Origin of the sequence: Roseomonas sp. KE2513 (genome assembly GCF_016107305.1) — a bacterium.
GTDB lineage: Bacteria > Pseudomonadota > Alphaproteobacteria > Acetobacterales > Acetobacteraceae > Roseomonas.
Map to the genome: position 1 here is coordinate 84,558 of NZ_RCVR01000017.1, position 23,503 is coordinate 108,060.

At 71.7% G+C, this 23,503-nt stretch carries 27 protein-coding genes and 1 tRNA gene; 21 read left to right on the forward strand and 7 right to left on the reverse strand.

The features are described from left to right. The first annotated feature begins 405 nt into the window (after positions 1-405). From D9599_RS31410 to D9599_RS17655, 8 genes are all read left to right on the forward strand, one after another. The gene (locus tag D9599_RS31410; RefSeq protein ID WP_232480623.1) at positions 406-609 is read left to right on the forward strand and encodes a hypothetical protein; all 204 of its coding nucleotides are present in this window, start codon (positions 406-408) and stop codon (positions 607-609) included. A 7-nt stretch (positions 610-616) separates the two neighbouring features. Beyond that, positions 617-937 carry an FtsW/RodA/SpoVE family cell cycle protein gene (locus D9599_RS17625; protein WP_198382586.1) on the forward strand — a complete coding sequence of 107 codons (321 nt, stop codon included), beginning with the start codon at positions 617-619 and terminating at the stop codon, positions 935-937. A 102-nt stretch (positions 938-1,039) separates the two neighbouring features. Continuing rightward, positions 1,040-1,115: transfer RNA gene (locus tag D9599_RS17630), tRNA-Lys, on the forward strand. Positions 1,116-1,360: 245 nt separating this feature from the next. Next, positions 1,361-1,900 carry a hypothetical protein gene (locus tag D9599_RS17635; protein ID WP_198382587.1) on the forward strand — a complete coding sequence of 180 codons (540 nt, stop codon included), beginning with the start codon at positions 1,361-1,363 and terminating at the stop codon, positions 1,898-1,900. Beyond that, the gene (locus D9599_RS17640; RefSeq protein ID WP_198382588.1) at positions 1,897-2,361 is read left to right on the forward strand and encodes a hypothetical protein; all 465 of its coding nucleotides are present in this window, start codon (positions 1,897-1,899) and stop codon (positions 2,359-2,361) included. The genes D9599_RS17635 and D9599_RS17640 overlap by 4 nt, the downstream gene beginning before the upstream one ends. Before the next feature lie 157 nt (positions 2,362-2,518). Further along, the gene (locus D9599_RS17645) at positions 2,519-2,701 is read left to right on the forward strand and encodes a hypothetical protein (RefSeq protein ID WP_198382589.1); all 183 of its coding nucleotides are present in this window, start codon (positions 2,519-2,521) and stop codon (positions 2,699-2,701) included. A 575-nt stretch (positions 2,702-3,276) separates the two neighbouring features. Further along, positions 3,277-3,603, forward strand: a complete 327-nt coding sequence (locus D9599_RS17650; RefSeq protein WP_198382590.1) for a hypothetical protein — start codon at positions 3,277-3,279, stop codon at positions 3,601-3,603. 55 nt (positions 3,604-3,658) lie between these two features. Continuing rightward, positions 3,659-3,796: a hypothetical protein gene (locus D9599_RS17655; RefSeq protein ID WP_198382591.1), complete on the forward strand. Its 138-nt coding sequence runs from the start codon at positions 3,659-3,661 to the stop codon at positions 3,794-3,796. 34 nt (positions 3,797-3,830) lie between these two features. Here D9599_RS17655 and D9599_RS17660 read toward each other — a convergent pair whose 3' ends face one another. The 3 genes from D9599_RS17660 to D9599_RS17670 all read right to left on the reverse strand — a co-directional run bounded on the left by D9599_RS17660 (position 3,831) and on the right by D9599_RS17670 (position 5,141). Then, complete coding sequence (locus D9599_RS17660) at positions 3,831-4,280, reverse strand: sugar transferase (RefSeq protein WP_198382592.1); 450 nt, start codon at positions 4,278-4,280, stop codon at positions 3,831-3,833. Between the two features lie 304 nt (positions 4,281-4,584). Further along, the gene (locus tag D9599_RS17665) at positions 4,585-4,824 is read right to left on the reverse strand and encodes a hypothetical protein (RefSeq protein ID WP_198382593.1); all 240 of its coding nucleotides are present in this window, start codon (positions 4,822-4,824) and stop codon (positions 4,585-4,587) included. Between the two features lie 68 nt (positions 4,825-4,892). Beyond that, positions 4,893-5,141, reverse strand: a complete 249-nt coding sequence (locus tag D9599_RS17670; RefSeq protein WP_198382594.1) for a hypothetical protein — start codon at positions 5,139-5,141, stop codon at positions 4,893-4,895. 169 nt (positions 5,142-5,310) lie between these two features. On the opposite strand from D9599_RS17670, the gene D9599_RS17675 reads away from it, so the two are divergent. From D9599_RS17675 to D9599_RS32295, 3 genes are all read left to right on the forward strand, one after another. Further along, entirely contained in the window at positions 5,311-6,276 is a 966-nt protein-coding gene (locus tag D9599_RS17675; protein ID WP_198382595.1) for a tripartite tricarboxylate transporter substrate binding protein, read from the forward strand. A 138-nt stretch (positions 6,277-6,414) separates the two neighbouring features. Then, the gene (locus tag D9599_RS17680) at positions 6,415-7,593 is read left to right on the forward strand and encodes a TRAP transporter substrate-binding protein (protein WP_198382596.1); all 1,179 of its coding nucleotides are present in this window, start codon (positions 6,415-6,417) and stop codon (positions 7,591-7,593) included. A gap of 2 nt (positions 7,594-7,595) precedes the next feature. Next, positions 7,596-10,244 (forward strand): PAS-domain containing protein, encoded by a 2,649-nt coding sequence (locus D9599_RS32295; RefSeq protein ID WP_198382597.1) that lies wholly within the window; start codon positions 7,596-7,598, stop codon positions 10,242-10,244. A gap of 4 nt (positions 10,245-10,248) precedes the next feature. On the opposite strand, the gene D9599_RS17690 is transcribed toward D9599_RS32295, so the two are convergent. Further along, positions 10,249-11,262, reverse strand: a complete 1,014-nt coding sequence (locus D9599_RS17690) for a dipeptidase (protein ID WP_198382598.1) — start codon at positions 11,260-11,262, stop codon at positions 10,249-10,251. 4 nt (positions 11,263-11,266) lie between these two features. Continuing rightward, positions 11,267-12,367, reverse strand: a complete 1,101-nt coding sequence (locus D9599_RS17695) for a serine hydrolase (protein WP_198382599.1) — start codon at positions 12,365-12,367, stop codon at positions 11,267-11,269. Between the two features lie 93 nt (positions 12,368-12,460). Here D9599_RS17695 and msrA point away from each other — a divergent pair, with 93 nt between their 5' ends. The 8 genes from msrA (at position 12,461) to D9599_RS17735 (ending at position 18,962) form a co-directional block, all read left to right on the forward strand. Beyond that, the gene (gene msrA / locus D9599_RS17700) at positions 12,461-13,033 is read left to right on the forward strand and encodes a peptide-methionine (S)-S-oxide reductase MsrA (RefSeq protein ID WP_198382600.1); all 573 of its coding nucleotides are present in this window, start codon (positions 12,461-12,463) and stop codon (positions 13,031-13,033) included. Then, positions 13,030-13,455 (forward strand): peptide-methionine (R)-S-oxide reductase MsrB, encoded by a 426-nt coding sequence (msrB, locus tag D9599_RS17705; RefSeq protein ID WP_198382601.1) that lies wholly within the window; start codon positions 13,030-13,032, stop codon positions 13,453-13,455. The genes msrA and msrB overlap by 4 nt, the downstream gene beginning before the upstream one ends. A gap of 134 nt (positions 13,456-13,589) precedes the next feature. After that, positions 13,590-14,567, forward strand: a complete 978-nt coding sequence (locus tag D9599_RS17710; RefSeq protein WP_198382602.1) for a YncE family protein — start codon at positions 13,590-13,592, stop codon at positions 14,565-14,567. Continuing rightward, the gene (locus tag D9599_RS17715) at positions 14,548-15,309 is read left to right on the forward strand and encodes a polysaccharide deacetylase family protein (protein WP_198382603.1); all 762 of its coding nucleotides are present in this window, start codon (positions 14,548-14,550) and stop codon (positions 15,307-15,309) included. Before D9599_RS17710 ends, D9599_RS17715 begins: the two co-directional genes overlap by 20 nt. After that, positions 15,309-16,265 carry a sterol desaturase family protein gene (locus D9599_RS17720; RefSeq protein ID WP_198382604.1) on the forward strand — a complete coding sequence of 319 codons (957 nt, stop codon included), beginning with the start codon at positions 15,309-15,311 and terminating at the stop codon, positions 16,263-16,265. The genes D9599_RS17715 and D9599_RS17720 overlap by 1 nt, the downstream gene beginning before the upstream one ends. A gap of 200 nt (positions 16,266-16,465) precedes the next feature. Further along, positions 16,466-17,305: a hypothetical protein gene (locus D9599_RS17725; protein ID WP_198382605.1), complete on the forward strand. Its 840-nt coding sequence runs from the start codon at positions 16,466-16,468 to the stop codon at positions 17,303-17,305. Beyond that, positions 17,305-17,694 carry a phage holin family protein gene (locus tag D9599_RS17730; protein WP_198382606.1) on the forward strand — a complete coding sequence of 130 codons (390 nt, stop codon included), beginning with the start codon at positions 17,305-17,307 and terminating at the stop codon, positions 17,692-17,694. Before D9599_RS17725 ends, D9599_RS17730 begins: the two co-directional genes overlap by 1 nt. Next, positions 17,691-18,962: a DUF3618 domain-containing protein gene (locus D9599_RS17735; protein ID WP_198382607.1), complete on the forward strand. Its 1,272-nt coding sequence runs from the start codon at positions 17,691-17,693 to the stop codon at positions 18,960-18,962. The genes D9599_RS17730 and D9599_RS17735 overlap by 4 nt, the downstream gene beginning before the upstream one ends. A gap of 194 nt (positions 18,963-19,156) precedes the next feature. On the opposite strand, the gene D9599_RS17740 is transcribed toward D9599_RS17735, so the two are convergent. Continuing rightward, the gene (locus D9599_RS17740; protein WP_198382608.1) at positions 19,157-19,654 is read right to left on the reverse strand and encodes a CinA family protein; all 498 of its coding nucleotides are present in this window, start codon (positions 19,652-19,654) and stop codon (positions 19,157-19,159) included. Between the two features lie 80 nt (positions 19,655-19,734). Then, on the reverse strand, positions 19,735-21,303 hold the full coding sequence (locus D9599_RS17745) for a hypothetical protein (protein WP_198382609.1): 1,569 nt from the start codon (positions 21,301-21,303) through the stop codon (positions 19,735-19,737). Positions 21,304-21,631: 328 nt separating this feature from the next. Between D9599_RS17745 and D9599_RS17750 the strand changes: the two genes are divergently transcribed. Both D9599_RS17750 and D9599_RS17755 read left to right on the forward strand, forming a co-directional pair. Next, positions 21,632-22,525, forward strand: a complete 894-nt coding sequence (locus tag D9599_RS17750) for a polysaccharide deacetylase family protein (protein ID WP_198382610.1) — start codon at positions 21,632-21,634, stop codon at positions 22,523-22,525. After that, a complete protein-coding gene (locus D9599_RS17755; protein ID WP_198382612.1) occupies positions 22,512-23,498 on the forward strand; it encodes a tripartite tricarboxylate transporter substrate binding protein in 987 nt (328 codons plus the stop codon). The genes D9599_RS17750 and D9599_RS17755 overlap by 14 nt, the downstream gene beginning before the upstream one ends. Positions 23,499-23,503: the final 5 nt, after the last annotated feature.

A 23,503-nucleotide genomic window follows, 5' to 3' on the forward strand; every position in this document is an offset into this window, starting at 1 on the left:
TGCGGGAGGAGAATGAGCGGCTGCACCGCTGGCAGGCCGCCGCCCTCGCGCTGGAGGCGGAGAACGCCATGCTGCGCCGCCAGCTCCTCTTCGTGCCGGACCCCGCACCGAGGTTCCGCACCGCCCGCGTTGTGGCCGATGCCGGTGGCACCTATGCCCGCGCCTTGCTCATCGCGACGGGCCCGTGCCTCCAGGTGGAGAAGGGGCAGGTGGCACTGGACGAGCGCGGCCTAGCGGGGAGGGCGGCGGAGGTCGGCGCCCGCATCCTGCTCGTCACCGACATGAACAGCGGCATTCCGGTGGTCCTCAAAGGATCCCGGGCGCGGGCGATGATGGTCGGCACGAACGGCGCCCGGCCAAGGCCGCAGCACTGGCGCCGGGGCATGCAGCCGCAGGGGGGAGCGCGTGGTTACCTCGGCTCAGGCAGCGACCTTTCCGGCTGGCCTGCCAGTTGCCGTTATGCGGGCGGGCGAGAACGGCTGGCCCGAGGTGGAGCTCTTCACGCAGCTCGACCGGCTGGACCTGCTGCGGATTTTCGAGCTCGGCCTCGCCGGCATCCTGCCGCCCGGGGCCTTGGCGCGCCCCGACTCCGCGTGGAGAGGGCACTAGCGACGGCATGGCCATCAAGGGACGTCCCGCGAAGGCGCCCGGCCTCCTCGCGCTCGCGATCGCCTTCGCACTGCTCACGGCGCTCCGCTGCCGCCATCAGTTCGGCCGACTGCTCGCTCTGGGCCTGGGGGTGAACTTTCTCTTCTATGTCTTCATCAACATCGCCATGGTGACGGGCAGCATCCCCGTGGGCGGCGGACCGTTTCCGCTGATCAGCCGCGGCGGATCAGCGACGATCACGGTCATGCTCGGCTTCGGGTTGCTCGGCAGCGCATGTGTCCACCCGGACGCGGAGTTCGCCTCCTCCTCGGAAAGAGGGCTGCTTTAGGGGGTTGACCTGCCGGGCGGATGGGGTAGAAGGCGCCGCCCGGGCGATGCGAAACAGCGCCGCTCCGGAGCCCCGAAGCCGAAAGGCCCGGGATGGTGGTGTGGGCGCATAGCTCAGTTGGTAGAGCAGCTGACTCTTAATCAGCGGGTCCAAGGTTCGAGCCCTTGTGCGCCCACCATCCACGCCTGAAACCCAGGTTCCATCTTCCCCCTGAGATTTCACCTGTTCTGTGCTCGCGGCGGCTGCGCACGCCGGAGGCGTCTGAGCGCAGCTCTCTCCCCGAGCCAAAGCAAGCCCGCGAGCTTTCCGAGCGTCGGCGCAACAGTATCGGCATCGTTTGAACCCTTGGCAGGGCTGTGGCGTGGCCCGGGGCTGCGGCATGATAGGCCCGACCGGGCCGCATGCCCGCGATCGGGAGAAACGATGCCGCAGCGCCGAACGCCCCGCTTCCGTCCGGCCCTCGCGCCGCTCCTCCTGGTTGGCCTGGCGCTGCCGGCCTGTTCCGAGTTGTTGACTGAGGGCAGCGCAGCCGTGGCGGGGCTGGCCGGCGCGGGCCTCGCGAATGCCGTCGGCGCCGGAGCCACCGCCACGACGGGGATCGGTCTCGGCGTGCAGGCCGGGGCACGGGCGGGGCTGCACTATGCCCAGCGCCGCGCCCATGCCGCCGCACAGGACAGCGTGGCTGGGGCCGCAGGTCCGCTGCCGGTGGGCGGGGTGGCGGCCTGGTCCGTCACCCATGACGTGCCGATCGAGCCTGACGAGCGCGGCCAGGTGACAGTCGTGCGCGTGATCGAGGCGGGGCCGATCCACTGCAAGGAGATCATCTTCTCCGTCGATGCGACGACCCGGCCTGAAGAGACACCGCGGCGGGGGTTCTACACCGCCTATGTCTGCCGGGACGGGGCAGCCTGGCGCTGGGCCTCCGCCGAACCGGCGACGGAGCGCTGGGGCAGCCTGCAATGAGGCGCGGCCTCGCGCTGCTCCTGCTGATGCCGCTCGCCGGCTGCGGCTTGGCGGCGGACCTGACGGGGGCCGCGGCCGGCATCGCCGCCGGCACGGTCACGAGCAATCCGGCGGCCGGCTTCGCCATCGCTGTCGGCACCCGCGCCGGTATACAGGCAGGCCTTGACTGGGCCGTCCGCGCGCGGGCGAGGGGCGAGCAGGACGCGGTCGCCGAGGTCATCGGAAGCCTTGCGCCCGGTGAGGTGCGGCCCTGGCGCATCCGGCACGACATCCCCTTCGGCAACGACGAGGGCGAGGTGCGCCTGCTGCGCGAGATGACCAGCCCTCTCTCGACCTGCCGCGAGGCGCTGTTCAGCGTGTCGGAGGGCGGATGGTTCGTCACCACCGCCTGCCGACAAGGCGAAGACTGGAAGTGGGCGGCGGCGGAGCCCGCCGTGCCGCGCTGGGGCGCCCTGCAGTAGGGACGCTTCCGGCCGAAAACCCGCGCGAGTTGCCGAAAAACCCGCCTGCTACACGCATCGTTCATCGGCGTCCCCGAATGGACACTGAACGGCCCCGATCCTCGGGGCTGCTGGGAAATGCCCGTCGTGAAGAAGCTCGCGCTCGCCGCCTGCCTCCATGCCTGTCCTGCTCCTGGGTCATGCTGCGCAGGCGCAGGGGGCGATGGGCATGTTCTACCAGATGCAGATGGCGCCGCGCGTCTGCCGCTGGACCAACGCCGCCCCTGCGGCAAAGAGTGACGCGACGCTCGCTGTCCAGGAGCAGGGTCTGCGCGTCACTGCGGCCGAGCGCGCCGAATAAGGCGCCTCGCGGAAGCCGAGCTTCGTTCGACGCCTTCCAATTGCGCGGCCGACGGCACGGTCCGCATGATGTACGACGCCGCCTTCCGGTGAGCGCCACTCGGTCGGAGAGTTTTACATTCATGGTGAGCTGAGACGGAACTGCTTCCAGAAGGCCTGAAAACACTGGCCTCCAGCAAAGGCACGGATCTTGCCCGCCTCTGATTCTGGTGCGGCAAGATGCCCCGCGCCGCGTTGAATTCAGGGCAACCCGGGGAAAGTAATGAGTGCTGGATGGCTTGAACCGGCTGCCGGGAGGTGTCGCCGTGCCTGCGTGCGTCCGCAGGGGCTCTCTGTCCGGCGCGGACTGCGGTCCCGAGGGCAGTGCGGGCGCGGTCGCTCGGCTGAGCGGCACCGGCGACACAACTTCCCCGCGTCCCACCCGTGAAGTGGGCTTCACGGGGTGACTCCCGCTGCGCGCCCTGCGAGTTAGGGGCGGCGGCGAAAACCGGCCGCCTCTCCGCCGCGCGGCCTCGCCGCCACGCCGGTAGGAGTGGGGGGCGGCGCGGTTGGTCCGCGTCTGCAGGAGCGAAATTCATGAGGCGCCGTCCTCCCAAGCCCGCGCGGACATCGCGCCACCGCTCGGACCCGAAGGCCGAGCTCGTCCAGCTCCGGCGCGAGCTGGAGGAGGCGCGCGCCCGGTTACGGGAGGTGGAGGAGAGGGGAACCGACGCCTTCCTCGCCCGCCGCCTGGCGGAGCTGGAGGAGGGCCGTCAGGTCGCGCGCGGGCAGGCGGTGGAGGCCACCGTCGCGAAATCCCGTGCCGAGGCGGAACTGCGCGCGCTGCGGGACGCAATCGGCAAGGCGCCGGGCGTTTGGGGCTGGCTGCTGCGCCGGGCGAAGCGGAAACTGGAGACGCCGTGACCGCCAGCCCCGATCGCGGCGGGTCTGCAGCCTGGCACGCACCGCGTGACGCGCCATGACGCCGCTCGACGCGGATCCCCTGCGACGGCGCCGCCACCGCCTGCCCTGGCCGGTTGCGGCCGTGCTCGTCCTGCTGACTTCGGGCGTCCTCTGGTGGCTGCTCGGGAAGATCCTGTTCTGGCTCCTGCCCTGACCGGCGCGGACGCCGGGCGCTAGGCCACGGGGCACTAGGACAGGGAGGCCCACCCGCTCAGCCCCGGCGTGGCAGCGGGCACCACAGCCCGCGGGCCGCTCCCGCTCAGCCGGGCCGGAGGGGGGCCGATAAGGGTCATCTCGCCCCGCAGGAGGTTGAACAGCACCGGAAGCTGGTCGATCCGCGGCCGCTGGAGCAAGCGGCCAACCTGCGTGGGCACCGGTGGCTGAAGGGCGCCGCTCCAGCGAACGCAGCGGAATGTCAGCAGGGTGAACACGCGGCCGCCCTCGCCGAGATGCGCCTCGCGCAGGAGGATCGGCCCGGGGCTCTCGATGCGGATGGCCAGGGCAGCGAGCACCATCAGCGGGAAGGTGATGGCCAGCAGCGCGATCGCCGCGGCAATATCCGTCGCCCGTCGCGCCATCGACCGGCGGCGCGGTGCGCCGTGCCCGTCATGGGATTGGTGCGCCGTGCCGTTCAGCATCAGGATCAATGGCTGCTGAGGGGCCTCGGCAGGCGCGTTCAGCGGAAGTGACGAACACAGCAAGAGCAGCAACCCCTTCACCGGGCGGTAGGGATGGGGTTCATCCCTGGCGTGGCGGCGAGGTGCCACCTTGCCCGAAGCAGGGTGCCTATCCCCGGCTAATCGGGCAAAGGTGTGACAAGGGTGTGGTCATGTTGCGCAGCACGGCAGCAATTCTCTTTTTCTAGCCGCCCGCAGGCCTCTTCTCCCAATCGTCCGGGGTCGCGTGGAAACGCCTCTTCCCGATGGCGCGGCCGGTGGTGCCCTACCCCTCCGCAGATGGCGACGCAGCGCGCCTGGCCTCGACCGCGTGGCGCAACTGTTCGACGATCAGCCGGTCCGTCACCTGAAGGCGCGCGAGAAGACGCCGGGCGGGGGGCAGCAGTTCGGTCATGCCCAGTTCGGAGAGGCTCAGGATCATCTCGCGCTGAAGGGCAATCCTCGTTTTCTGCGCCCGCGCGCGGAGGAAGGCCTCCTCGCAGGAGATACTGTCCGGCTTTACCATCCCGCCCTCCCTGGTGACCTGCTGACGGAGAAAACGCCGCCCCCGCGCGCCGGCGGGGGCACGGCGCTTCAGGCGCGGCGGGGGCGCACCAGTGGTATGCCCGGCCGCGCCGCGTTCCAGCGGAGAAGCTCCCGCCGCGCGGCTTCCCAGGCCTCCTCGGCCCCGGCGAAGCCGCTGTCGGAGACGGCCAGGGACTCGTCGCCGCTCCGGATGCTCCAGAGCCAGGGCAGGGGCGGGAAGCGCCGCCGCTCGACCGCTATGTGCAGGTCGCAGCGCGGTTCATCGTGGACCCTGTGGGGCCTGATCTTCTTTCGCATTGCCCAAGCATGCGGAGCGCGCCGGCTGCCTCCACAACCTATGATGAGCACGCGTCTGGCCACCGGTCACAATCGGAGAACCAGCCTCGCCACGTCCGTGGATGGCTGACGGCGCTGGACGGGCGCCCCTCGGCCTGTTCTGCTGCCCCAAACAACACGGAGGAAAAGAATGGTCCAGCGGCGCACCCTCATCGGCGGCCTGTCCGCGCTGCCCTTCGCGGCGGCGGCGCAGGAGACCTATCCGACACGGCCGATCACCATGCTCGTCGGCTTCGCGCCCGGCGGGGGGACGGACATCGTCGCCCGGATGCTCAGTCCGCGCCTGCAGGAGGAGCTCGGCCAGCCCGTCACCGTGGAGAACCGCCCGGGCGCGAGCGGCACCCTCGCGGCGGCCGCCGCGGCGCGAGCGCGGCCGGACGGCTACACGCTGGTGACCGGCACGGTGAGCACCCAGTGCACCGTCGCACCGATGATGCGGCCGCCGCCCTACGACCAGCTCCGCGACTTCACGCCAATCATGCTCGTCGGCACTCTGCCGCTGGTGGTGGTCGTGCGGGCCGAGAGCCCGGCCCGGGCCGTTTCGGACCTCGCTTCCCTCGCCCGCGAGAAGCCGGACGGGCTGAACTACGGCACTTCCGGCGTCGGCAGCCAGCAGCATCTGGCGAGCGAGCTGCTCGCGCAGCGCATGGGGCTGCGGATGACCCACGTGCCCTATCGCGGCACGGGCCAGTCCGTCACCGCGCTGCTGGCGGGGGACGTGGACGTCAACATCGACACCCTCGCCACCTACCTGCCGCATATCCGCGCCGGGAGGATGCGGGCGCTCGCGACAACGCTGCCAGAGCGCGCATCCTCCTTGCCAGACGTGCCGACCGTGCAGGAGTCGGGCATCCCCGGCTATGACATGTCGGTCTGGTACATGGTCCTCGGCCCGGCGGGGCTGCCGACGGAGGTGGTGCGCCGATGGGAGGGGGCGCTCGGGCGCACAATCGCCGATCCTTCCATCAACCGTCGGCTCGTGGAAAGCGGGTACATCCCCGGCGGCGGAACGGCGGCCGATGCGGCGGCCCTCGTCAGGCGCGACGCCGACCGGCTCGGGCAACTCGTCCAGGCCGCGGGCATCCGGCTGGAGTGACACGCAACGCACCATAAGCCTGCGGAAGGGAGGTCACGCACGCGCCAGGGTTGTTCGTGCCTCCCGGTGACTGTACTCCTTTCTTCGTGATCGTCGGGTGTCCAGGGCTGTGGGGAGCCCGGCGAGGGAGCGGTCAACATGCGCTTGCCCTGGGATGCGATGCGGACGGCCTCGCGCGGCCACATGCCACGCCGGCCGGCCCCTTCGCGCCTTGCGCGGGCGCTTCTTCCGACCGCGCTTCTCCTCGCAACTCCTCCTTCCCTCCTTGCCCAGACGCCCCCTGCCGCCATCGCGGGGCCGGCGGCGGATGCGCCGATCCGGCTGCAGGTGGTGGGCGGGTTGGACGGCGTGAGCCAGTACACGCGGCTTCAGGAGCCCTTTTGGACGCGGCGTCTGCCGGAGGTGACGGGCGGCCGGGTCACGGCCGACATCGCCCCGTTCGATCGCAGCGGCATCCGCGGCCCAGAGGCGCTGCGCCTGCTCCGGCTGGGCGTCACCCTCTTCGGTACCGCGCTCCTCCCGGTCGTCGCAGCCGAGGAGCCGGAGCTGTCCTCGGTCGACCTGCCGGGGATCGCCCCCGATATGGAGACGCTCCGGCGCATCGTTGCGGCCAAGCGATCCTGGCTGGAGAATACGCTGCGAGATCGGCACGAGACGGAGCTTCTGGGTATTTATGTCTACCCGGCGCAGGTCCTCTTCTGTAACCGGCCGCTCTCGGGGATGATGGACCTGCGCGGACGGCGCGTCCGCACCCCCTCCGCCGCCGTCTCGGAATGGGTCGCGGGCCTCGGCGCTGTCCCGGTCCTGACCACCTTCGCCGAAACCGTCCCCTCCGTGCGGATGGGCATCGTCGAATGCGCCATTACCGGCACGCTGTCCGGGTGGCAGATCGGCCTCAACGAGGTCACGACCCACGTCCATGCCATGGCGCTCGGCTGGGGCGTCTCGATCTTCGGTGCGAACAGGGCGGCCTGGGCGGCCCTGCCCCCAGCCGTGCGGGAGATGCTGCGGAGCGAGCTCTCCGCCCTCGAGGCGAGGATCTGGGACGCGGCCGACACCGAGACCGGGCTCGGCCTGGCCTGCAACACCGGCCACCCCAACTGCCCCGCCGAACTGATGGCCTCATCGTCCGGTCGACGCGCGAGGGGCCGCATGACCCTCGTTCCCGTCACACCCGAGGACGACGCCACCCGCCGCCGCCTGGTGAAGGACGTGATCATGCCCCGCTGGGCCGATCGCTGCGGCCCGGGCTGCGCGGAGACCTGGAACGCGCAGGTCGGCACCGCCCTCGGCATCGCGGCGCCGCAGGAGCGCTGACCGTGGCGGCACTCACACCAGGCTCCCGTTTCGAGGGGATGGCGATCCCCGCGCCGGCCGACGGAGGGGTGCGCCGGGCACGCCGGACCTGGCCGCTGCGGCTGCCGTCGAACGGCGGCGCGATCCTCCTGGCCGCGCTCGCGCTGCTCGCGGCCGAGGCCGAGACGGCCTCGCAGATTGTCCAGCGCGGTCGCGCCACCGCACTTGCCGACGCGCGGGCCGCGGCCACCGCCGCCGCCGAGGGCGCGGCGACCGCCGTCAACCGCGGCTTCCTCGCGGCGGACAGCGCGCTCGCGGGGCTGCCGAACCTGCTCGCCGCCGCGCTGCCTGGCGGCGACGGCGGAACGGAGGCCGAGGCCGCCCTGCGCACCGGCACCCTCTCCCGCGTCCTGATGGGCCTGGTGGAGAGCAGTGCCGGCCTCCGCGACCTCACGCTGTTGCCGGCGCAAGGCGGCGCACCCATCGCCTCAGCCCTGCCGGTTTCCCGCAGGCGCCCGCCGCCTGTGCCGCACGCAGCGCTGCTCCCCGAGGGCACGCCGGTGGCCGGTGCCGGGGGGCGGCTGACCATCGCCGGCCCCGTGCCCAACCCGGCGACCGGGGAATGGGCATTGTTCCTGTCGCGTCGTGTCTCCCTGCCGGGCCTGCCGCCGCTGCTGGCCGTCGCGGAGCTGCCGGTCTTCGTCGTCGCCGCCGAGCTCGCTGGCCGGGGCGCCTGGGGCGAGCTGGAAGGTCAGCGTATCCTTCTGGCGCGGTCGGACGACCGGGTGCTGCTGGCCAGCGCCCCGCACGACGAAGCCCGGATCGGCCGCCCCCTGGCGCGCGCCCTGGCCGAGGGCGTGGAGGCCGGCCGCGTGATCGGCCTGCGACGCACCCTCTATCCTGCCATCAATGTCGTGGCGGTGCAGGACACCGGGCCGGCGCTGGCCGGCTGGCAGGAGAACGAGCGGCGCATCCTGCTCGCGGCCGGGGGGCTCGCGATCCTCATTGTCGCGATCACGGGGCTGCTGCTCGCGATGCTCCGGGAGCGGGACCGGGCCGAGGCCGAGCGCGCCCGTGGGCGGGAACTGCTAGAATCCTCGATCGAGGCCATGTCGGACGGCTTCGTCATGTGGGACGAGCAGGACCGGCTGATCGTCTGCAACCAGCGCTACCGCGACTTCTACCGCGAAAGCGCCCCGGCGATCCGCCCTGGCGCCACGATGACCGAGATCATGCTCTACGGTGCTCATCACGGCCAATATCCGCAGGCCGGCCCCGACAAGGCGCGCTTCGTGGCGGAGGCGATGCAGCACTACCGCCGTGCCTGGAACACCGCACCCGTCGAGCGGCTGCTGCCGGATGGACGATGGATCCTCGTGACGGAACGGCGCGTGCCGGGAAGCGGGTCGGTCGGCATCCGGACGGACATCACGCAGCAGAAGCGCGCGGCCGCCGATCTCGCGGCGGCGCGCGACGAGGCCGCGGCGGCGGGGGCGGCGAAGTCGCGCTTCCTCGCACGGATGAGCCACGAGCTGCGCACGCCGCTGAACGGGGTGCTCGGCATGGCCCAGGCGTTGGCGAGCGACCCGGCGCTGCCGCCGGCGCATCGCGACCGCGCCGCGATGCTCGAGGCCGCGGGGCGCCACCTGCTGGACGTCGCGAACGACGTGCTGGACCTCGCCCATGTCGAGGCTGGGCGCATGCCGCTCCGGCGGATGCCGGTCGTCCTCGTGCCGCTGCTGGAGGCCTGCGCCGCGCTGATCCGCCCCGGCGCTTCCGCTGCGGGCATCGCCGTGGCCACCGAGCACGACGCCTCGCTGCCGGAAGCGGTGCTGCTGGACCCGATGAGGGTCCGACAGCTCGTGCTGAACCTTCTCTCCAATGCCGTGAAGTTCTCGCCGGAGGGGGGGCTCGTCCGGTTGCGGAGCCGGTGCACGGCGGAGGGTGCGGGACCGCCGCGGCTTCGCCTCGAGGTCCTGGACCAAGGACCCGGGGTTCCCGCCAGCGAGCGCGCGAAGGTCTTCCACGATTTCGTCCGCCTGCACCACGCGGCCGCGACCCCGCGCAGCGAGGGCTTCGGCCTCGGCCTCGCAATTGCCCAAGGAATCGTCGCGGCGATGAGTGGCCGGATCGGGGTGGAGGACAACCCGGACGCGGCCGCCCAAGGCGGGACCGGCGCCTGCTTCTGGGTGGAGCTGCCGCTTGAGGCAGGCGAGATTCCCGAGCTTGCACCCGCGCCCGAAGTCGCTGCGGCGCACGGGCTGCGTTCGCTGCGGGTCCTGGTTGTAGACGACGTGCAGACGAACCGGCTGGTGGCCGGCGCCCTGCTGGAGCGCGCCGGGCACCGGGCGGAACTGGTGGAGAGCGGGGAGAGGGCGCTGGCGGCGGTGGCCCATGCTGCCGGGAAGGGGGAGCCCTTCGACGCCGTGTTGATGGACCTTGCAATGCCCGGGATGGATGGGCTGGAGGCCGCGCGGCGCCTGCGCGCCCTGCCGCCGAAGGAGGGCGGGACCGTGGCCGTGGTGGCACTGACTGCGGGCGTGATGGAAACCGACATCGCCGCCTGCCGCGCCACGGGCATGGCCGGCTACCTGTCCAAGCCCCTCACGCAGGAGGCGCTGCAGGCGGAGCTGGCGCGGATCGTGCCCGCCTCGCAGCCCGCCCTGGGATGAGGCGTCAGAAACCCTCCGCCGCGACCTCCTCCGCCCGGCGCCAGACGCGGAGAAAATTGCCGGCCCAGAGTGCGCCGATCGCTTCGCGGTCGTAGCCGCGGCGGTGCAGCGCCTCGGTCAGGCCGCCCGTTTCGCCCGCGTGCATCCAGCCTCTGACACCACCGCCGCCGTCGAAGTCGGAGGACAGGCCGACATGCTCGAGACCGATGCGGCGCACGGCGTGGTCCACGTGGTCCGCGATGTCTTCAACGCTCGCGGCGAAGCGCCCATCGGGTCCGGGGTCGCGCAGGAAGGCGGGCACGGCCGTGATCTGAATCAGCCCGCCTGAATCCCGGAGCGCGTCGAGCTGGGCGTCATCGAGGTTGCGCGGGTGGGCACGCAGCGCGGCGCAGCAGGCGTGGGTAGCAACGATGGGTGCGCGCGAGCACTCCACCGCCTGCATCATCGAATCGCGGGAGGCGTGGGAGACGTCCACGAGCATTCCCAGCCGGTTCATTTCCTCCACCGCCTGCCGGCCGAGGGGGGAGAGACCGCCGTGCAGGACCGCCGGCTCCGGCCGGCCGTGGCGCGGGCGGGCGGCGTCGGCGAGGTCGTTGTGCCCGTCATGGGTGAGGGTGAGATAGATCGCCCCCAGCCCGCGCCAGAGCGCGAGGCGGGAGAGATCGTGGCCCATGGCATTGCCATTCTCGACAGCCAGCAACACCGCCGTGGCGCCGAGGGCGTGGGCGGCCTCCAGCTCCGCCACGCGAGTGACGATACGGCGGCCCTCGCCATGGGCGGTGTCGCGGATGTGGCGGAGCATGGCCTCGGCGCGAGCGCCGGCCTCCGCGTGGTCCTCGGGCGTGCGCGGGCCCTGCGGCGTATAGGCGATGAAGACCACCGCCTTTAGCCCGCCGGCCTTCATCCGGGCGAAATCGACGTTCCGCTGCGTCGTCCCGCGCGGGTCGATCATCTCCGGCCAGGGGATGTCGACATGGGTGTCGAGGGTGAGGGTTTCGGCGTGGATTTCGGCGTGCATGGCTTCAGTTCGTGCGGGCGTCGGAGACGCGGGCGATCATCCCTGGCAGGGCCTCAGGGTGGAGCCAGCGAAAGACGGCGACGAGGCGGGTGGCGGGCTCGATCCAGATCGTATTCCCACCCGCGCCGACGGCGAAGAGGCTGGCGCGGTCGGCTTTCGGGAAGCGGCCGCTGCTGTTGAGCCACCAGAGCAGGCCGTAGTCCGGGTGCAGCGACACCGGCTCGCCAGAGGCTGCGACCCAGCCTTCGGGCAGGATGCGGCGGCCGTTCCAAGTGCCGTCGTTCAGCATCAGCAGGCCGAGTCGCGCCTGGTCCTCGGCATGAGTGACGATGCCGCCGCCCCAGTGGCCGCCGCCGGGCACGGAAACGACAGGTTCGCCGCCGAGATCGACGGTGGAGGTGCGGTAGCCCTCCCAGCGCCAGTCGGGGGAGGCGCCGATGGGTTCCATCACCCGTTCCAGCCAGATTTCCGGCAGGGCGCGGCCGAAGGTGCGGAGAAGGGCGAGGGAGAGGACGTTCACGCGGACGTCGTTGTATTCCCAGTGTTTGCCGGGCTCGGCGAGGGGGCGGGGCCAGCCTTTCGGCTTCTTTCCCTCGCTCGCGAGATCGCGGCCGCGGTCGATCTGGTCCGCCTTGCCGAAGAGCGTGCCCTCCCACTCGCTCGTCTGCTGGAGCAGCATCCGCCAGGTGATGGCGCCGTTGCGCGGGCCGTCGAAGGCGGGGTCGTCGACGCTTTCCGAAACGCGGGCGTCGAGGTCGGGGATCAGCCCGTCGCCACGGGCAATGCCCGCGAGGACCGAGAGGCAGGACTTCGCGACCGAGAAGGTCATGTCGGCCTGGCGGGTGTCGCCCCAGCGCGCCGCCAGCACGCCGTCGCGTAGGATCAGCCCATTGGGCGCGCCGCGCGACTGGACGGGGCCGAGCACCTCATTGTCGGGTGCCGGCTCGAAGTGGCCGCCTTCCAGATGCGCGAGGAGGTCGCGGGGGAAAGGCGTCTCGCGGGACTCGGCGAAGGCGACAGCCTCGCCAAGCTTCGCCGGGTCGAAACCGAGGGATTCGGGCGCGGCCTCGGGGAACGGGGCCGGGTGGGGGGCGGGGAAGGTCATGACGGCGCAAACTGGACCGATGCGCGCCGGAGGGCAAAGGGGGTGGCCCGGCCCTGCCTTGGTGAACGGACCCGAGATAACCATATTCCGCGCATGATCGAGAACCCTGCTTCCCCACCCGCCGGCTCCGAGGTCGCGCTCCTCGGCGGCGGCTGCTTCTGGTGCCTCGACGCCGTGTACCGCAACCTGCAAGGCGTCTCCGAGGTGCTGTCCGGCTATGCCGGGGGCCATGTGGACAACCCCTCCTACGAGCAGGTCTGCGGCAAGCGGACGGGCCATGCGGAGGTGGTGCGCGTGGTCTTCGACCCCGCCGTGGTCTCTTACGCGGACATCCTCCGGGTTTTTTTCACGATCCACGACCCGACCACGAAGGACCGCCAGGGCGCCGATGTGGGCCCGCAATACCGCAGCGTGATCTTTTTCGACGGAGCCCAGCAGGAGGCGACCGCGAAGGAGGTGATGGCCGAGGTAGAGCGGGAGGGCCTCTATGACGGGCTCATCGTGACCGAGCTTGCCCCTGCGCCGACCTTCTGGACGGCTGAGGCGGAGCACCAGGACTACTTCAACCGCAACCCGTGGTCGGGCTACTGCCGTGCCGTCGTGGCGCCGAAGGTGGCCAAGTTCCGCAAGGGCTTCGCCCATCGCCTGAAGGAGCGCGCGGCATGAGCGACGAGAGCTACCCGATCCAGCGCAGTGACGCCGAGTGGCGGGAGAGCCTCTCGCCCGAGGCCTATCGCGTGCTGCGCCACCACGGTACGGAGCGCCCCGGCACCAGCCCGCTGAACGTCGAGAAGCGGGACGGCGTGTTCCACTGCGCCGGCTGCCAGTCGCCGCTCTTCACGAGCGACACGAAGTACGAGAGCGGCAGCGGCTGGCCCTCCTTCTGGAAGCCGATCGAGGGCGCCGTCCGCACCACGACCGACCGCTCCCACTTCATGACCCGGACGGAGGTGCACTGCGCCACCTGCGGCGGGCATCTAGGCCATGTCTTCCCTGACGGTCCGCGCCCGACCGGGGAGCGCTACTGCATGAACGGCGCCTCGCTCAGCTTTCACCCGCGGGATGAGGACGGCGCGGCCGTCGAGTAGCGCCGGCGCCGCACTGGGCATCGAATGCCGTGGCTGAAGCGCTGCCCCGTGATAAACGGGGTGGCGCGGCACAGGGCGTCATCTTATTCCCGGAACCGCCCTTCGCAACGCATCCGGCCCGGAGCCAACCGTCCATGCGCAGCTACCTTCTCGCGCTGCCCCTTCTCCTCGGTTGGAGCATACAGGGGGCGAAGGCGGAGGTGCTCTTCGTCGTCAACTCCATGGATCCGGGCATTCAGGTGCTGGACGCGGCGACGCGGACGGAGTTGCGGCAGATCCCGGTGCTGCGCGAGCCGCACCACCTCGTCCTCTCCCCCGCGCGCGACGTGCTGCTCGTCGGCGATTCGGGGGGCAACGAAATCCTCTTCATCGATCCGGCCACCGGCGAGCTGCGCAAGCGGGAGCGGATTGCGAACCCCTACAATCTCGAGTTCAGCCCGGACGGGAAGATGCTGGTCGTCACCGGCCTTCGCCGTGACCAGGTGGACATCTATGCCTGGGAGGCAGGGACGGCGAGCCTCAACCTCCTCGGCCGCGTGAAGCCGGGCGACATGCCCAGCCACATCGCCTACCGACCCGACAGCAAGATGGCCTACGTCACCGTGCAGGGCAGCCGTGCCATCGCGGCGATCGACCTCGAGACGCGGCAGATCGCCTGGACGATGCAGGTCGGGCGCGAGCCGGCGGGGATCATCTGGCACAACGGCAAGCTTCTCGTCGGCGTCATGGGCTCGGATTTCGTCGCCGTGGTGGACCCGGAGGGGCGCCGCGTGGAGCGCCAGATCAAGGTCGGCCGCGGGGCCCATGCCCTGTTCCAGTCTCCGGGCGGCGGGCCGGTTTACGTGACCAGCCGGGTGGACAGCCGCATCACCGCGCTCGACCCGGTCACCCTCGACATCATGCGCGTCTACGACGTGCCGGGCGGACCGGACTGCATTTCCTTCGACGAGCGGGGGCGGCTCTGGACCACGCTGCGCTGGACTCGGCAGATCGGCCTGCTGGATCCGGAGACCGGGGAGGTCTCGACCTCGCCCGTCGGGCGCTCGCCGCACGGCATCCTCTTCCAGACGCGCAACCTGGCCCCGCGCGCCGATGCGACAGCCGCGCGCTAGCCTGCGGCGACTGCTGCTGGCAGGGATGGCGGCGCTGATAGCTCTGCCGGCCGCCGCCCAGAGTTGCCGCGGCACGCTCTACCTGACGATCGACACCGGCTGGTCGCGGGAGGCGGAGGAGATCGCGGCCATCCTCCGCCGCCGAAACGTGCGCGCCACGCTCTTCGTGGCCGACGAGCCGACGGCGCGTGGCGAGCGCACCCTCTCACCGGCCTGGGCGTCCTTCTGGCGGGCGCGGGCGGCGGAGGGGCATGTCTTCGCCAGCCACACCTGGCGGCACTGGTATTTCTCCGGCGATGCCGGGTCGGGGCGCACGCGCTACGCCTCGCGCGCGGGCGAAGGGTCCGAGGTGTTGGACCAGGCGGCGCTCTGCGCCGAGCTGGAGCAGCCGATCCAGGCGCTGCGGGCCATGGTGCCGAACGCGACCGTGCTGCCGCTCTGGCGCGCGCCGGGCGGGCGCACCACGCCGGGTGCGATCGCCATGGCGCGGCAATGCGGGCTTACCCATCAGGGCTGGACGGCCAACGGCTTCCTCGGCGACGAGCTGGACGCCAGCGCCCATCCAAACCGCGCGCTGCTGGCCAGCAATCTCGCGCGCATCCGCGACGGAGAGGTGCTGATCATGCACTGGGGGGTCCGCAGCAGGCGAGAGCCCTTCGCCGGCATCCTTGAACCCTTGATTGCCGGGCTCCAGGAGCGCGGCTTCTGCTTCGCCACGCTTCCGGCGGAGGGCCGCCGCTGATGTTCGACGCTGCCGTCCGCCTCTACGACTCCTTCACCAGCTGGCTCTTCCAGGTTGCCGTCCAGCCGGCGCTCTACCAACTCGGAATGATGGAGTGGGCGGAGGACGCCTTCTCCTGGATGGACTTCTTCGTCTTCGGCTTCGTGCAGGTGATCGTGGTCTATGCCGTCTGCCGCCCGCTGGAGGCCTGGCGGCCGGTGGAGCGCTGGGACGACCGGCGCGTGGTAGGGACCGACGTCGCTTACACCCTCCTCTCACGCCTGGGCGTGCTGCCGCTGATGGCCTTCGTCATCCTCGCGGGCGTGCAGGCGCAGGTGGCGGGCTGGATCGCCGATCTCGGCTGGGTGGCGCCCAACCTCGAGACGTTGGTGCCAGGGCTGGAGAGCCGGCCGCTGGCGGCCTTCCTCGTCTATATCCTCATCCTCGATTTCGGCGAGTACTGGCGACACCGGCTGCAGCACAGCATCCCCTGGTGGTGGGCGCTTCACTCGATCCACCACGCCCAGGAGAAGATGACCTTCTGGACCGACGACCGGAACCACGTGATCGACGACATGATCGCGGCCCTCTGGTTCGGCGGGCTCGCGCTGCTGATCGGCGTGCCGCCTGGTCAGTTCCCGCTCATCGTCCTCATCCTGCGCGTGGCCGAGAGCCTGTCCCACGCGAATGTCCGCCTCTCCTTCGGCAAAGTCGGAGAGCGGCTGCTCGTCTCCCCGCGCTTCCACCGCCTGCACCACGGGGTGCTTTCGGTGGGGCAGGAGGGGCGGAACTTCGCGGTGCTCTTCCCTCTCTGGGACATGATTTTCCGTACCGGCGACTTCCGCCGGGATGTCTTCCCCCACACCGGCGATCCCGAGGCGCCGCGCGAGTTCGTGCAGGGCGGCTGGTGGCGCCAGCAGGTGGCGGGGACGCGGCGCTTCTGGCGCGCGCTGCGCGGGCTGCCTGCCCGGGGCTGACGCCGGGCGGCCCCTACTGCCGTGACCTTCCGGCCGCGTCGTTGCGGCCAATGGAACCATTCCTCGCTTCCGCGGTTTTCAGAACGCAGCTGACGGGGCGCCGCGCGTCCTTGGCGCCGTCCCGGTTCCGTTGCCGCTCCAAGCCGGGCGGTGCGGAGCAATCTGGGCGCGTCCTGGCGGATCATTGGGAGAGTTGGCGCATGAGCGACTTGTCGAGGGACAATCCATCAGTAAGCCGCCCGGCCGGCGGCCAGCCTTCCCTCGCCGATGCAGGGGAGGATCTGCGTGCCGCAGCCTCCAGCATCGGCTCGCAGGCCTCGGAGGCGAAGGAGCGGATCGGCGAGCAGGCCGGCTCCGTGATCGATGAGGCGAAGGCGCAGGGTGCCGAGGTTGCTGACGCGGCGCGCGAGCGGGTCGAAGACCTTGCCGAGCAGGGCAAGGCCGCTGGGGCGGAGCGGGCGCATGGCCTGGCCAACGCCGTGCGCCGTGTGGCCGACGACCTCGAAGGCACCTCGCCCGAGATCGCGCGGCATGTTCGCGCCGCCGCAGAGTCTGTAGACGGCGTCTCCGCCGCGCTGCGCGAACGCAGCGTAGGCGATCTGGTGAACGAGGTAGGCGACTTCGCACGCCGTCAACCGGGCGCCTTCTTCGGTGCGGCCCTGGTGGCGGGTTTCGCCATCTCCCGCTTCGCCAAGAGCTCGGCGGAGGGCGTGGCCGCTTCCTATGGTTCCCAGAGCGGCGCCGCGCAACGCCCGTCCTCGCAGGCAGGTGCCGGCAGCACGACGCGGCAGGGTTCCGACCTCGCAAACCCCGCGGCTCTCGACCGCACGACCGCCTCGGGCGCGCCGGGCTGGGTGCCGGAGGTCGGCGCGGCCGTCACCGCGCCGCATCGCAGCCACCCCGCAACCATGGCCGCCGCGAGCCTTGGCGGTGCGGTCGCGCACCGCGCGGGCGATGCCGCCCCGGGTTCAATGCCCACGGATGTGGAGGTTGCCGCAGCCCCTGCGCTTCCTGGCAACCCGGCGGGGAGGTCCGCGTGATGTCCGACATGAACCGCTCCGTCCCTGACCTGCTGGGGGATCTCGTCCAGCAGACGACCACCCTCGTCCGCAAGGAGGTCCAGCTCGCCCGGGCCGAGATAGGCGAGAAGGTGAGCAAGGCCGGTGCCGCGGCGGGCGGCATCGCGGTCGGCGGCGTGCTGCTGCTCGCGGCGCTCGTGATCCTGCTGGAGGCGGTGGTCGCCTTCCTTGTCACTCTCGGCCTCTCGGCCCCGCTCGCCGGGTTGATCGTCGCCGTTGTGGTGGCGCTGATCGGCTACATCATGTTGCAGAGCGGGCTGAAGGCCTTGAAGGCGGGAAACCTGACCCCCGAGCGGACGGTGAACCAGCTCTCGCGCGATGCGCAGGCGGCGAAGGAGACGGTGCGGTGAGCGCGACGAACATGGACCAGAGCACGGATCCTGGAAACAAGTCGGCCAGCGAGATCGAGGGCGAGGTCGAACAGACCCGGGCGCGCGTGACGGAGACGATCGAGGCGCTGCGCGATCGAATGTCGCCGGGGCAGATGGTCGATCAGGTCATGGAATACGCGCGCGGCTCGGGCGGCGCGGATTTCATGCGCAACTTCGGCACCTCCGTGCGCGACAATCCGCTGCCGGTCGCGATGATCGGCGCGGGCATCGCCTGGCTGATGCTGTCGGGCGACCGCAAGGCCTCGCCCGGGCGCGACGCGATGCTCGCCTTGCCGGCGCCGGTCGCGCCCGCCACCACGATGCACGGCACCTCGGCCTCCGGCAGCGGGATGATGGGCACTGCCCGCGCGAGGGTCTCGGGCGTGGCCGAAGGCGCGCGAGATGCGCTCGGTTCTGGTGCCGGGGCGATCGGCGACGCGGCGGAGCGGGCGCGCGGCGCGGCCTCCCGTGCGGTGGATGCGATCACCGGTGTTGCCTCCAGCGCGGCGGAGGCGATCTCGGACACCGCTTCCGGCGCCGCCAACGCGGCCTCTCGCCTCGCGGGAGGCGTCGCGGATGCGACGTCCGATGCGGCTTCGGGCGTGGCGGGCACGGCGGACCACCTGCTCCACCAGGCACGCGAGGGTGTCGGGCGGGCCGCCGATGCGGGCTCCGCCCGCGCGGGGTCGCTCGCCTCCTCCGCCTCGAGCGGCTGGAGCCGGATCGCCGAGGAGCAACCGCTGCTGTTGGGCGCGCTGGGCCTCGCCCTCGGTGCGGCGCTCGGTGCCATCCTCCCGCGCACGCGGACCGAGGACGAGCTGATGGGCCGTACCAGCGACGAGCTGACCGAGCGCGCAGGCGCCGCTGCCCAGAGCGGGATGGAGCGTGCGGCGGAGATGGCCGGGCAGCAGCTCAACCGGGCGCAGTCGGTGGTGGCGGATACCTATGCCATCTCGAAGGACAAGCTGAACAAGGACGGCCTCACGGCCGATACGGTCGGCGACGTGGTCGGCACCGCTGCCTCTCGCCTCGCCGATGCAGCGAAGGAAACCGTGCGAGGCGTGACCGAGGAGGCCCGCAAGGGGTTGGGAAGCGAAGGGGGAGGGGAGCAGCAGGCTTCGCCGCCGCCGGAAACGGGGCAGGCTAAGCCCGTTGCTCCGGCGAGCGGCGCGACTGGCCCGACCGCCTTTCCCGCGGCGACGCCTAGCTCCGGCGCCGGCTCGACAACGCGTAGCGGGCCGCTTTGAGGCGATCGATTCGCTGCGCCCATGGAGAGGGCTCTGCCCTCTCCGCATATCCAGGGCAGTGCCTTGGATCCATCGAGGGTTTGAGGCCGTCTGATTGCCGTCTGGATATCGCGGAGCCTTGCTGAACATGCCGGCGCCTCCGTGATGCCACGCAGAGCGAAGAAGATGATGGTGAGGGGCCTGCTGGCGGACATTCAGGAGGAGGCTGATGCCGCCTCGAGCGCTTCAGCCATTAGATCGAGCAGAGCGCTGGCGAAGTCGCGCATGTTCCTTGCCCGGACGGCCGATCCTGTCTCGATCGTCCGCACAAGCTCGATCGGCCCCGAGATGGCGAGACAGCTGTGGCCTGCGGCATCGCCGTAGCGGTTGCCGGAGGGCCCAGCGGCGCCGGTTTCGGCGATGCCCCAACTCGTCCCGAAGCGTTCCCGCAACGTGCGGGCGAGAAGTTGGGCATAGGGCTCGGAGGAGGAGCGCATGCCCGCCATCCGCTCGGGCGTAATGCCAAGGAGCGCAGCCCGGGCCTCGGCCGTGTAAACCACGGCGCCGCCCAGGAAGTACGCGCTGGCCCCGGGCACGGCGAGTAGCGCGGCGGAGACGAGCCCGCCGCTGGAGGACTCTGCGACGGCGATCGTCTCCCGGCGGGCCTTCAGCATGGCCCCGATGGCGGCCGCGCGGGGCAGGATGACGTCCATGGCTTCACCTCGGGCCCGTTTCCTCCTCATTCCTGTCGCAACGGCCGGGCGCGGGCAAGCCGCGGCCCGGCCGCTGGCGTTTAGCCCGGCGAGGCCGGGGCGGGCTGCGGAGCCGGATCGGCAGGCGCGGGCTCCGGTACCGGTGGCGCGGCGCGCAACCGCGCGGCGTTCTCCTCGAGCGTGGAGATCTCCTGCCGACGCTGGGTCGCCTGCTCGATCAGCGCCGCCACCTCGGCCCGAAGGCGCTCCAGGCCGGAGCCGGAGGTGGTGATGTCCGCCTGAAGCGCGGTCGAGCGGCCCTCCAGCGCGCGCAGACGTGCCGTGGCTTCCTCGATGTTGCGGGCCAGTTCGGCATTGCGTGCGGTGCTCTCCTCCACCTCCTTGCGGCGGGCGGCGAGGTCGTTCTCGCTGGCCGCCGCAGCCTGCCGGAGCTCGCCGAGGCGGCGGTCGGCCTCGGCCAGGGCCTGCTGGCGACCGGCCAGCGCGGCCTCGGCCTCGCTCACCTGGGTGCGGAGTGCGGTCGCGCGCTCCTCCATAGCGGCGGACTGCTGCTGGGAAGCGGCGGCCGCCTGCTGCGCCGCGGCGGCGGCCTGCTGGGCATTGGCGAGGTTGCCGTTCAGCTCCGCCAGCCGCGCTTCGGCTGGTGCGATCGCCTCCGCCGCCTGGCGCAGCTCGCCGAGGCGGCCCTCGGCCGCGGTCGCGGCGGCGGTTGCCTCGGCCACGCGGGCCTGCGCCACACGCAGCGCCTCGGCGGCGGCCTGGGTATTGCGGTTCAGCTCGGCTAGCCGCGTCTCGGCACCGGCCAGGTCGCCCTGGCGGGCGGCGAGGGCGGCTTCGGCGGCGGTGATCGCCTCGCGCAGCTGCTGGGCACGCCCGTCGGCGCCGGCAATGGCGGACTGGCGGGTGGTCAGTGCCTCCTGCGCCTGCCCGGTTTCGGCGACGAGGGCGGCGACGCGGGCCTGGGCGGCCTCGGCGGCGGCGCTCAGCTCGGCCGTGCGGGCCTCGGCCTCGCGGAGCGCGCGGGTAGCGGCCTCCTGCTGGCTGCCGAGCGAGGCGAGTTCCGACCGGCGCTGAGCCAGGGCGGTCTCGGCCTCGGTCACCTGAGCGCGTGCCTGATCGAGCGAGGCGGCCGCTGCCTGGGCCTGCTGGCGGAGGTTATTCACTTGGCCTTCTGTGGCGCGGGAAGCGGCGGTCAGCTCGTTCACCCGCGCCTCCGCGGCGCTGCCCTGCTGGCTCAGCTCGGCGAGACGGGCCTGGGCGGCCTGCGTGCCGGTGGCGAGTTCACGGCCGCGGGCCTCGGCCTGGGCCGTCGCGGCGCGGGCAGCTTCGGCGCGCTGGTTAAGCGCGGTGAGGTCGCCATTCGCCTGCCGCTCGCGCGCCAGGGTGCCGTCGAGGTCCGCGAGACGGGCGGCCTGGCCGCGCCGGGCGGCCTCCGCGGTTTCCAGCCGGTTCCCGCGCGAGATCGCCAGGGACCAGCCAATGACGAGCAGGAGGAGAAGGACGCCGAGCGTGCCGATGACCGTCCAGGAAAGGCCGAGAAAGCCTGGCTTGGGCGCGGAAAGGCCGGGACTGGCTGCCGGCTTCGTCGCGGTCGGGGAAGGCGGCGCTCCCCGGCCCGGGGGAGCGCCGTTGCGCTGGTTGTTTGCCATGGTGTCGCGCCTCACAGAGGGGGTGGCGGTGCGCCGGGCCTGGGGGTGGCCGGGGTCGCGTGGCACTTAGCCGGGCAACGCGCGGGGCGCGAGACAAGGGGGAGGGAGCCCGCCGGAATGTGAGGGGGTGCCGGTGGTCTGCTTGCCTCTCCTGCCGGTGCGGCCTAGCCTTGCTAAAGGATTGAACGGAAAAGAACCCGCGCTCCTGCGCGCCGGGAAGGGGAGGGGCGAGGATGCGCGTTGCGCTGCGGTGCCTCCCTGCCGTTCGCACGGCCGGCTGGGAGGGCGCTTCCGACCCTCGCCCGGCGGCATCGTTGGAGAGCCCCACTTGACCGAACAGACCGCTTCCGTCCTCCGCGCGGGCGAGGCCTTCCGCTGGCCAGGGGGCGCGCGGGTCGGGATCGTTTTCAACATCGCCTATGAGGGCTGGTCAGAGGGGCAGGTGCCGGGGATCGGCCCGATGGGCAATCCGCTGAAGCCCGGCTTTTTCGACGCGAACGCCGCGAGCTGGGGCCTCTACGGCGCGACGCGCGGCATCTGGCGGGCGCTGGAAGTGGCCGCACGGAACGGCGTGAAGACGAGCGTGATGACGAACGGCGTGCTGGCGGAGAAGTGGCCGGACACGGTGCGCGCCATCCATCGCGGCGGGCACGAGGTGGTGGCGCATTCCTACGGGATGGACGTCATCCCTGTTTACCTCGACGAGGCCGGGCAGCGGGAGAACATCCGCCGCACCACGGGGCTGATTGCCGACATCACCGGCGAGGCGCCGCGGGGCTGGATCAGCCCGCGCGGCACGGGCAGCCCGATCCATGTCGGCCTGCTCGCCGAGGCCGGATACCTGCACCACGGCGACTGCAACGACGACGACCTGCCCTATCTCGCGCGGGAGGGCGGCGCGGAGATCGTCGCCATACCGCTCATCATGGACGTGAACGACCTGCCGAGCGCCATCCGCTACGGCAACAACGCCCGCGCCATGCTCGAGCAGTTCCAGGACGCCTTCTCCGCGATGCGCGAGCGCGAGACGCGGCCGGTGATGCTCGACGTGACGATCCACACCCATGTCTATGGCCGCCCCGCCGGCGCCTGGGTCTTCGACGAGATCATGCGGCAGGTGAAGGCCGCGAGCGATGTCTGGACAGGCACGCGGCTGGAAGCGGCGGAGCACCTGATGGCGAACCGCGGCGCGCTGACGGCCACCCCCCATGTCGCGGGTTAGCCGCGTGCTCGGCCGGCGCGGGTTGCTCGGCGGGGCGGGTGCGCTGCTGCCGCTGACAACCTTCGCGCAGGCGCCGGCGGGTGCCTGGCCCGATCGGCCGGTACGGATGGCCGTCGCCTTCGCGCCCGCGGGGCCCGCGGACCTCGTCGGGCGCATCGTGGGCGACCGGCTGACCCAGATCTGGGGCCAAGCGGCCGTGATCGAGAACCGCGCGGGAGCTGGCGGCAATATCGGCGCGCAACTCGTCGCCCGGGCACGGCCGGACGGCTACACCGCGCTCGTCACCACCAGCGCCTTCGCGGTGAACCCGAGCCTGTCCCGCAGCGCCGGCTACCGGCCGGAGGAGCTGGTGCCGGCGGCGCTCATGGCCTCCACGCCGAACCTGCTGGCGGTGCGGCCGGACTTTCCGGCGAAGGATATCGGGGAGCTGATCGCCTACGCGCGTCGGCAGCCGCTGAACTTCGGCAGCGCGGGCGTCGGCACCACGCCGCATCTCTCGGCGGAGCGGCTGTTCCGGCTGCTGGCGAAGGTGGACGCGCAGCATATCCCCTTCACCGGTGCCGGGCCCGCGTTGACGGCCGTGCTCGGCGGGCAGTTGGAGCTGGCCAGCGTGGCGCTGCCGGCTGCGATGGAGATGGTGCGGCAGGGAAGCGTGCGCGGGCTGGCCGTGACTGGTGCGCACCGCTCCGCCGCGCTGCCCGAGGTGCCGACACTGGAGGAGCAGGGCTTCACGGGCGTGGACGACGTGACCTGGACCGCCCTGTTCTTCCCCGCCGCCACGCCCGCCGCCATCGTCGCGAAGGCGAATGCCGACGTGGCGCAGGCGCTGGCCGATCCCGGCACGCGGAGCCGGCTGGAGGCGGTGGGCTTCGACGCGATGGGCGGGAGCCTGGAGGAGGCCTCCACCTACGTGGCGAACGAGATCCGCCGCTGGGGCGAGGTTGTGCGGGCCATCGGCATCACCACGGATTAGGCCGC

Excerpts from the sequence above, each read along its gene's own strand:
- D9599_RS17625 (WP_198382586.1), top strand. The coding sequence starts at position 617 with ATGGCCATCAAGGGACGTCCCGCGAAGGCGCCCGGCCTCCTCGCGCTC.
- D9599_RS17635 (WP_198382587.1), top strand. The coding sequence starts at position 1,361 with ATGCCGCAGCGCCGAACGCCCCGCTTCCGTCCGGCCCTCGCGCCGCTC.
- D9599_RS17640 (WP_198382588.1), top strand. The coding sequence starts at position 1,897 with ATGAGGCGCGGCCTCGCGCTGCTCCTGCTGATGCCGCTCGCCGGCTGC.
- D9599_RS17645 (WP_198382589.1), top strand. The coding sequence starts at position 2,519 with ATGCCTGTCCTGCTCCTGGGTCATGCTGCGCAGGCGCAGGGGGCGATG.
- D9599_RS17650 (WP_198382590.1), top strand. The coding sequence starts at position 3,277 with ATGAGGCGCCGTCCTCCCAAGCCCGCGCGGACATCGCGCCACCGCTCG.
- D9599_RS17655 (WP_198382591.1), top strand. The coding sequence starts at position 3,659 with ATGACGCCGCTCGACGCGGATCCCCTGCGACGGCGCCGCCACCGCCTG.
- D9599_RS17660 (WP_198382592.1), bottom strand. The coding sequence starts at position 4,280 with ATGCTGAACGGCACGGCGCACCAATCCCATGACGGGCACGGCGCACCG.
- D9599_RS17665 (WP_198382593.1), bottom strand. The coding sequence starts at position 4,824 with ATGGTAAAGCCGGACAGTATCTCCTGCGAGGAGGCCTTCCTCCGCGCG.
- D9599_RS17670 (WP_198382594.1), bottom strand. The coding sequence starts at position 5,141 with ATGCGAAAGAAGATCAGGCCCCACAGGGTCCACGATGAACCGCGCTGC.
- D9599_RS17675 (WP_198382595.1), top strand. The coding sequence starts at position 5,311 with ATGGTCCAGCGGCGCACCCTCATCGGCGGCCTGTCCGCGCTGCCCTTC.
- D9599_RS17680 (WP_198382596.1), top strand. The coding sequence starts at position 6,415 with ATGCGCTTGCCCTGGGATGCGATGCGGACGGCCTCGCGCGGCCACATG.
- D9599_RS17690 (WP_198382598.1), bottom strand. The coding sequence starts at position 11,262 with ATGCACGCCGAAATCCACGCCGAAACCCTCACCCTCGACACCCATGTC.
- D9599_RS17695 (WP_198382599.1), bottom strand. The coding sequence starts at position 12,367 with ATGACCTTCCCCGCCCCCCACCCGGCCCCGTTCCCCGAGGCCGCGCCC.
- msrA (WP_198382600.1), top strand. The coding sequence starts at position 12,461 with ATGATCGAGAACCCTGCTTCCCCACCCGCCGGCTCCGAGGTCGCGCTC.
- msrB (WP_198382601.1), top strand. The coding sequence starts at position 13,030 with ATGAGCGACGAGAGCTACCCGATCCAGCGCAGTGACGCCGAGTGGCGG.
- D9599_RS17710 (WP_198382602.1), top strand. The coding sequence starts at position 13,590 with ATGCGCAGCTACCTTCTCGCGCTGCCCCTTCTCCTCGGTTGGAGCATA.
- D9599_RS17715 (WP_198382603.1), top strand. The coding sequence starts at position 14,548 with ATGCGACAGCCGCGCGCTAGCCTGCGGCGACTGCTGCTGGCAGGGATG.
- D9599_RS17720 (WP_198382604.1), top strand. The coding sequence starts at position 15,309 with ATGTTCGACGCTGCCGTCCGCCTCTACGACTCCTTCACCAGCTGGCTC.
- D9599_RS17725 (WP_198382605.1), top strand. The coding sequence starts at position 16,466 with ATGAGCGACTTGTCGAGGGACAATCCATCAGTAAGCCGCCCGGCCGGC.
- D9599_RS17730 (WP_198382606.1), top strand. The coding sequence starts at position 17,305 with ATGTCCGACATGAACCGCTCCGTCCCTGACCTGCTGGGGGATCTCGTC.
- D9599_RS17740 (WP_198382608.1), bottom strand. The coding sequence starts at position 19,654 with ATGGACGTCATCCTGCCCCGCGCGGCCGCCATCGGGGCCATGCTGAAG.
- D9599_RS17745 (WP_198382609.1), bottom strand. The coding sequence starts at position 21,303 with ATGGCAAACAACCAGCGCAACGGCGCTCCCCCGGGCCGGGGAGCGCCG.
- D9599_RS17755 (WP_198382612.1), top strand. The coding sequence starts at position 22,512 with ATGTCGCGGGTTAGCCGCGTGCTCGGCCGGCGCGGGTTGCTCGGCGGG.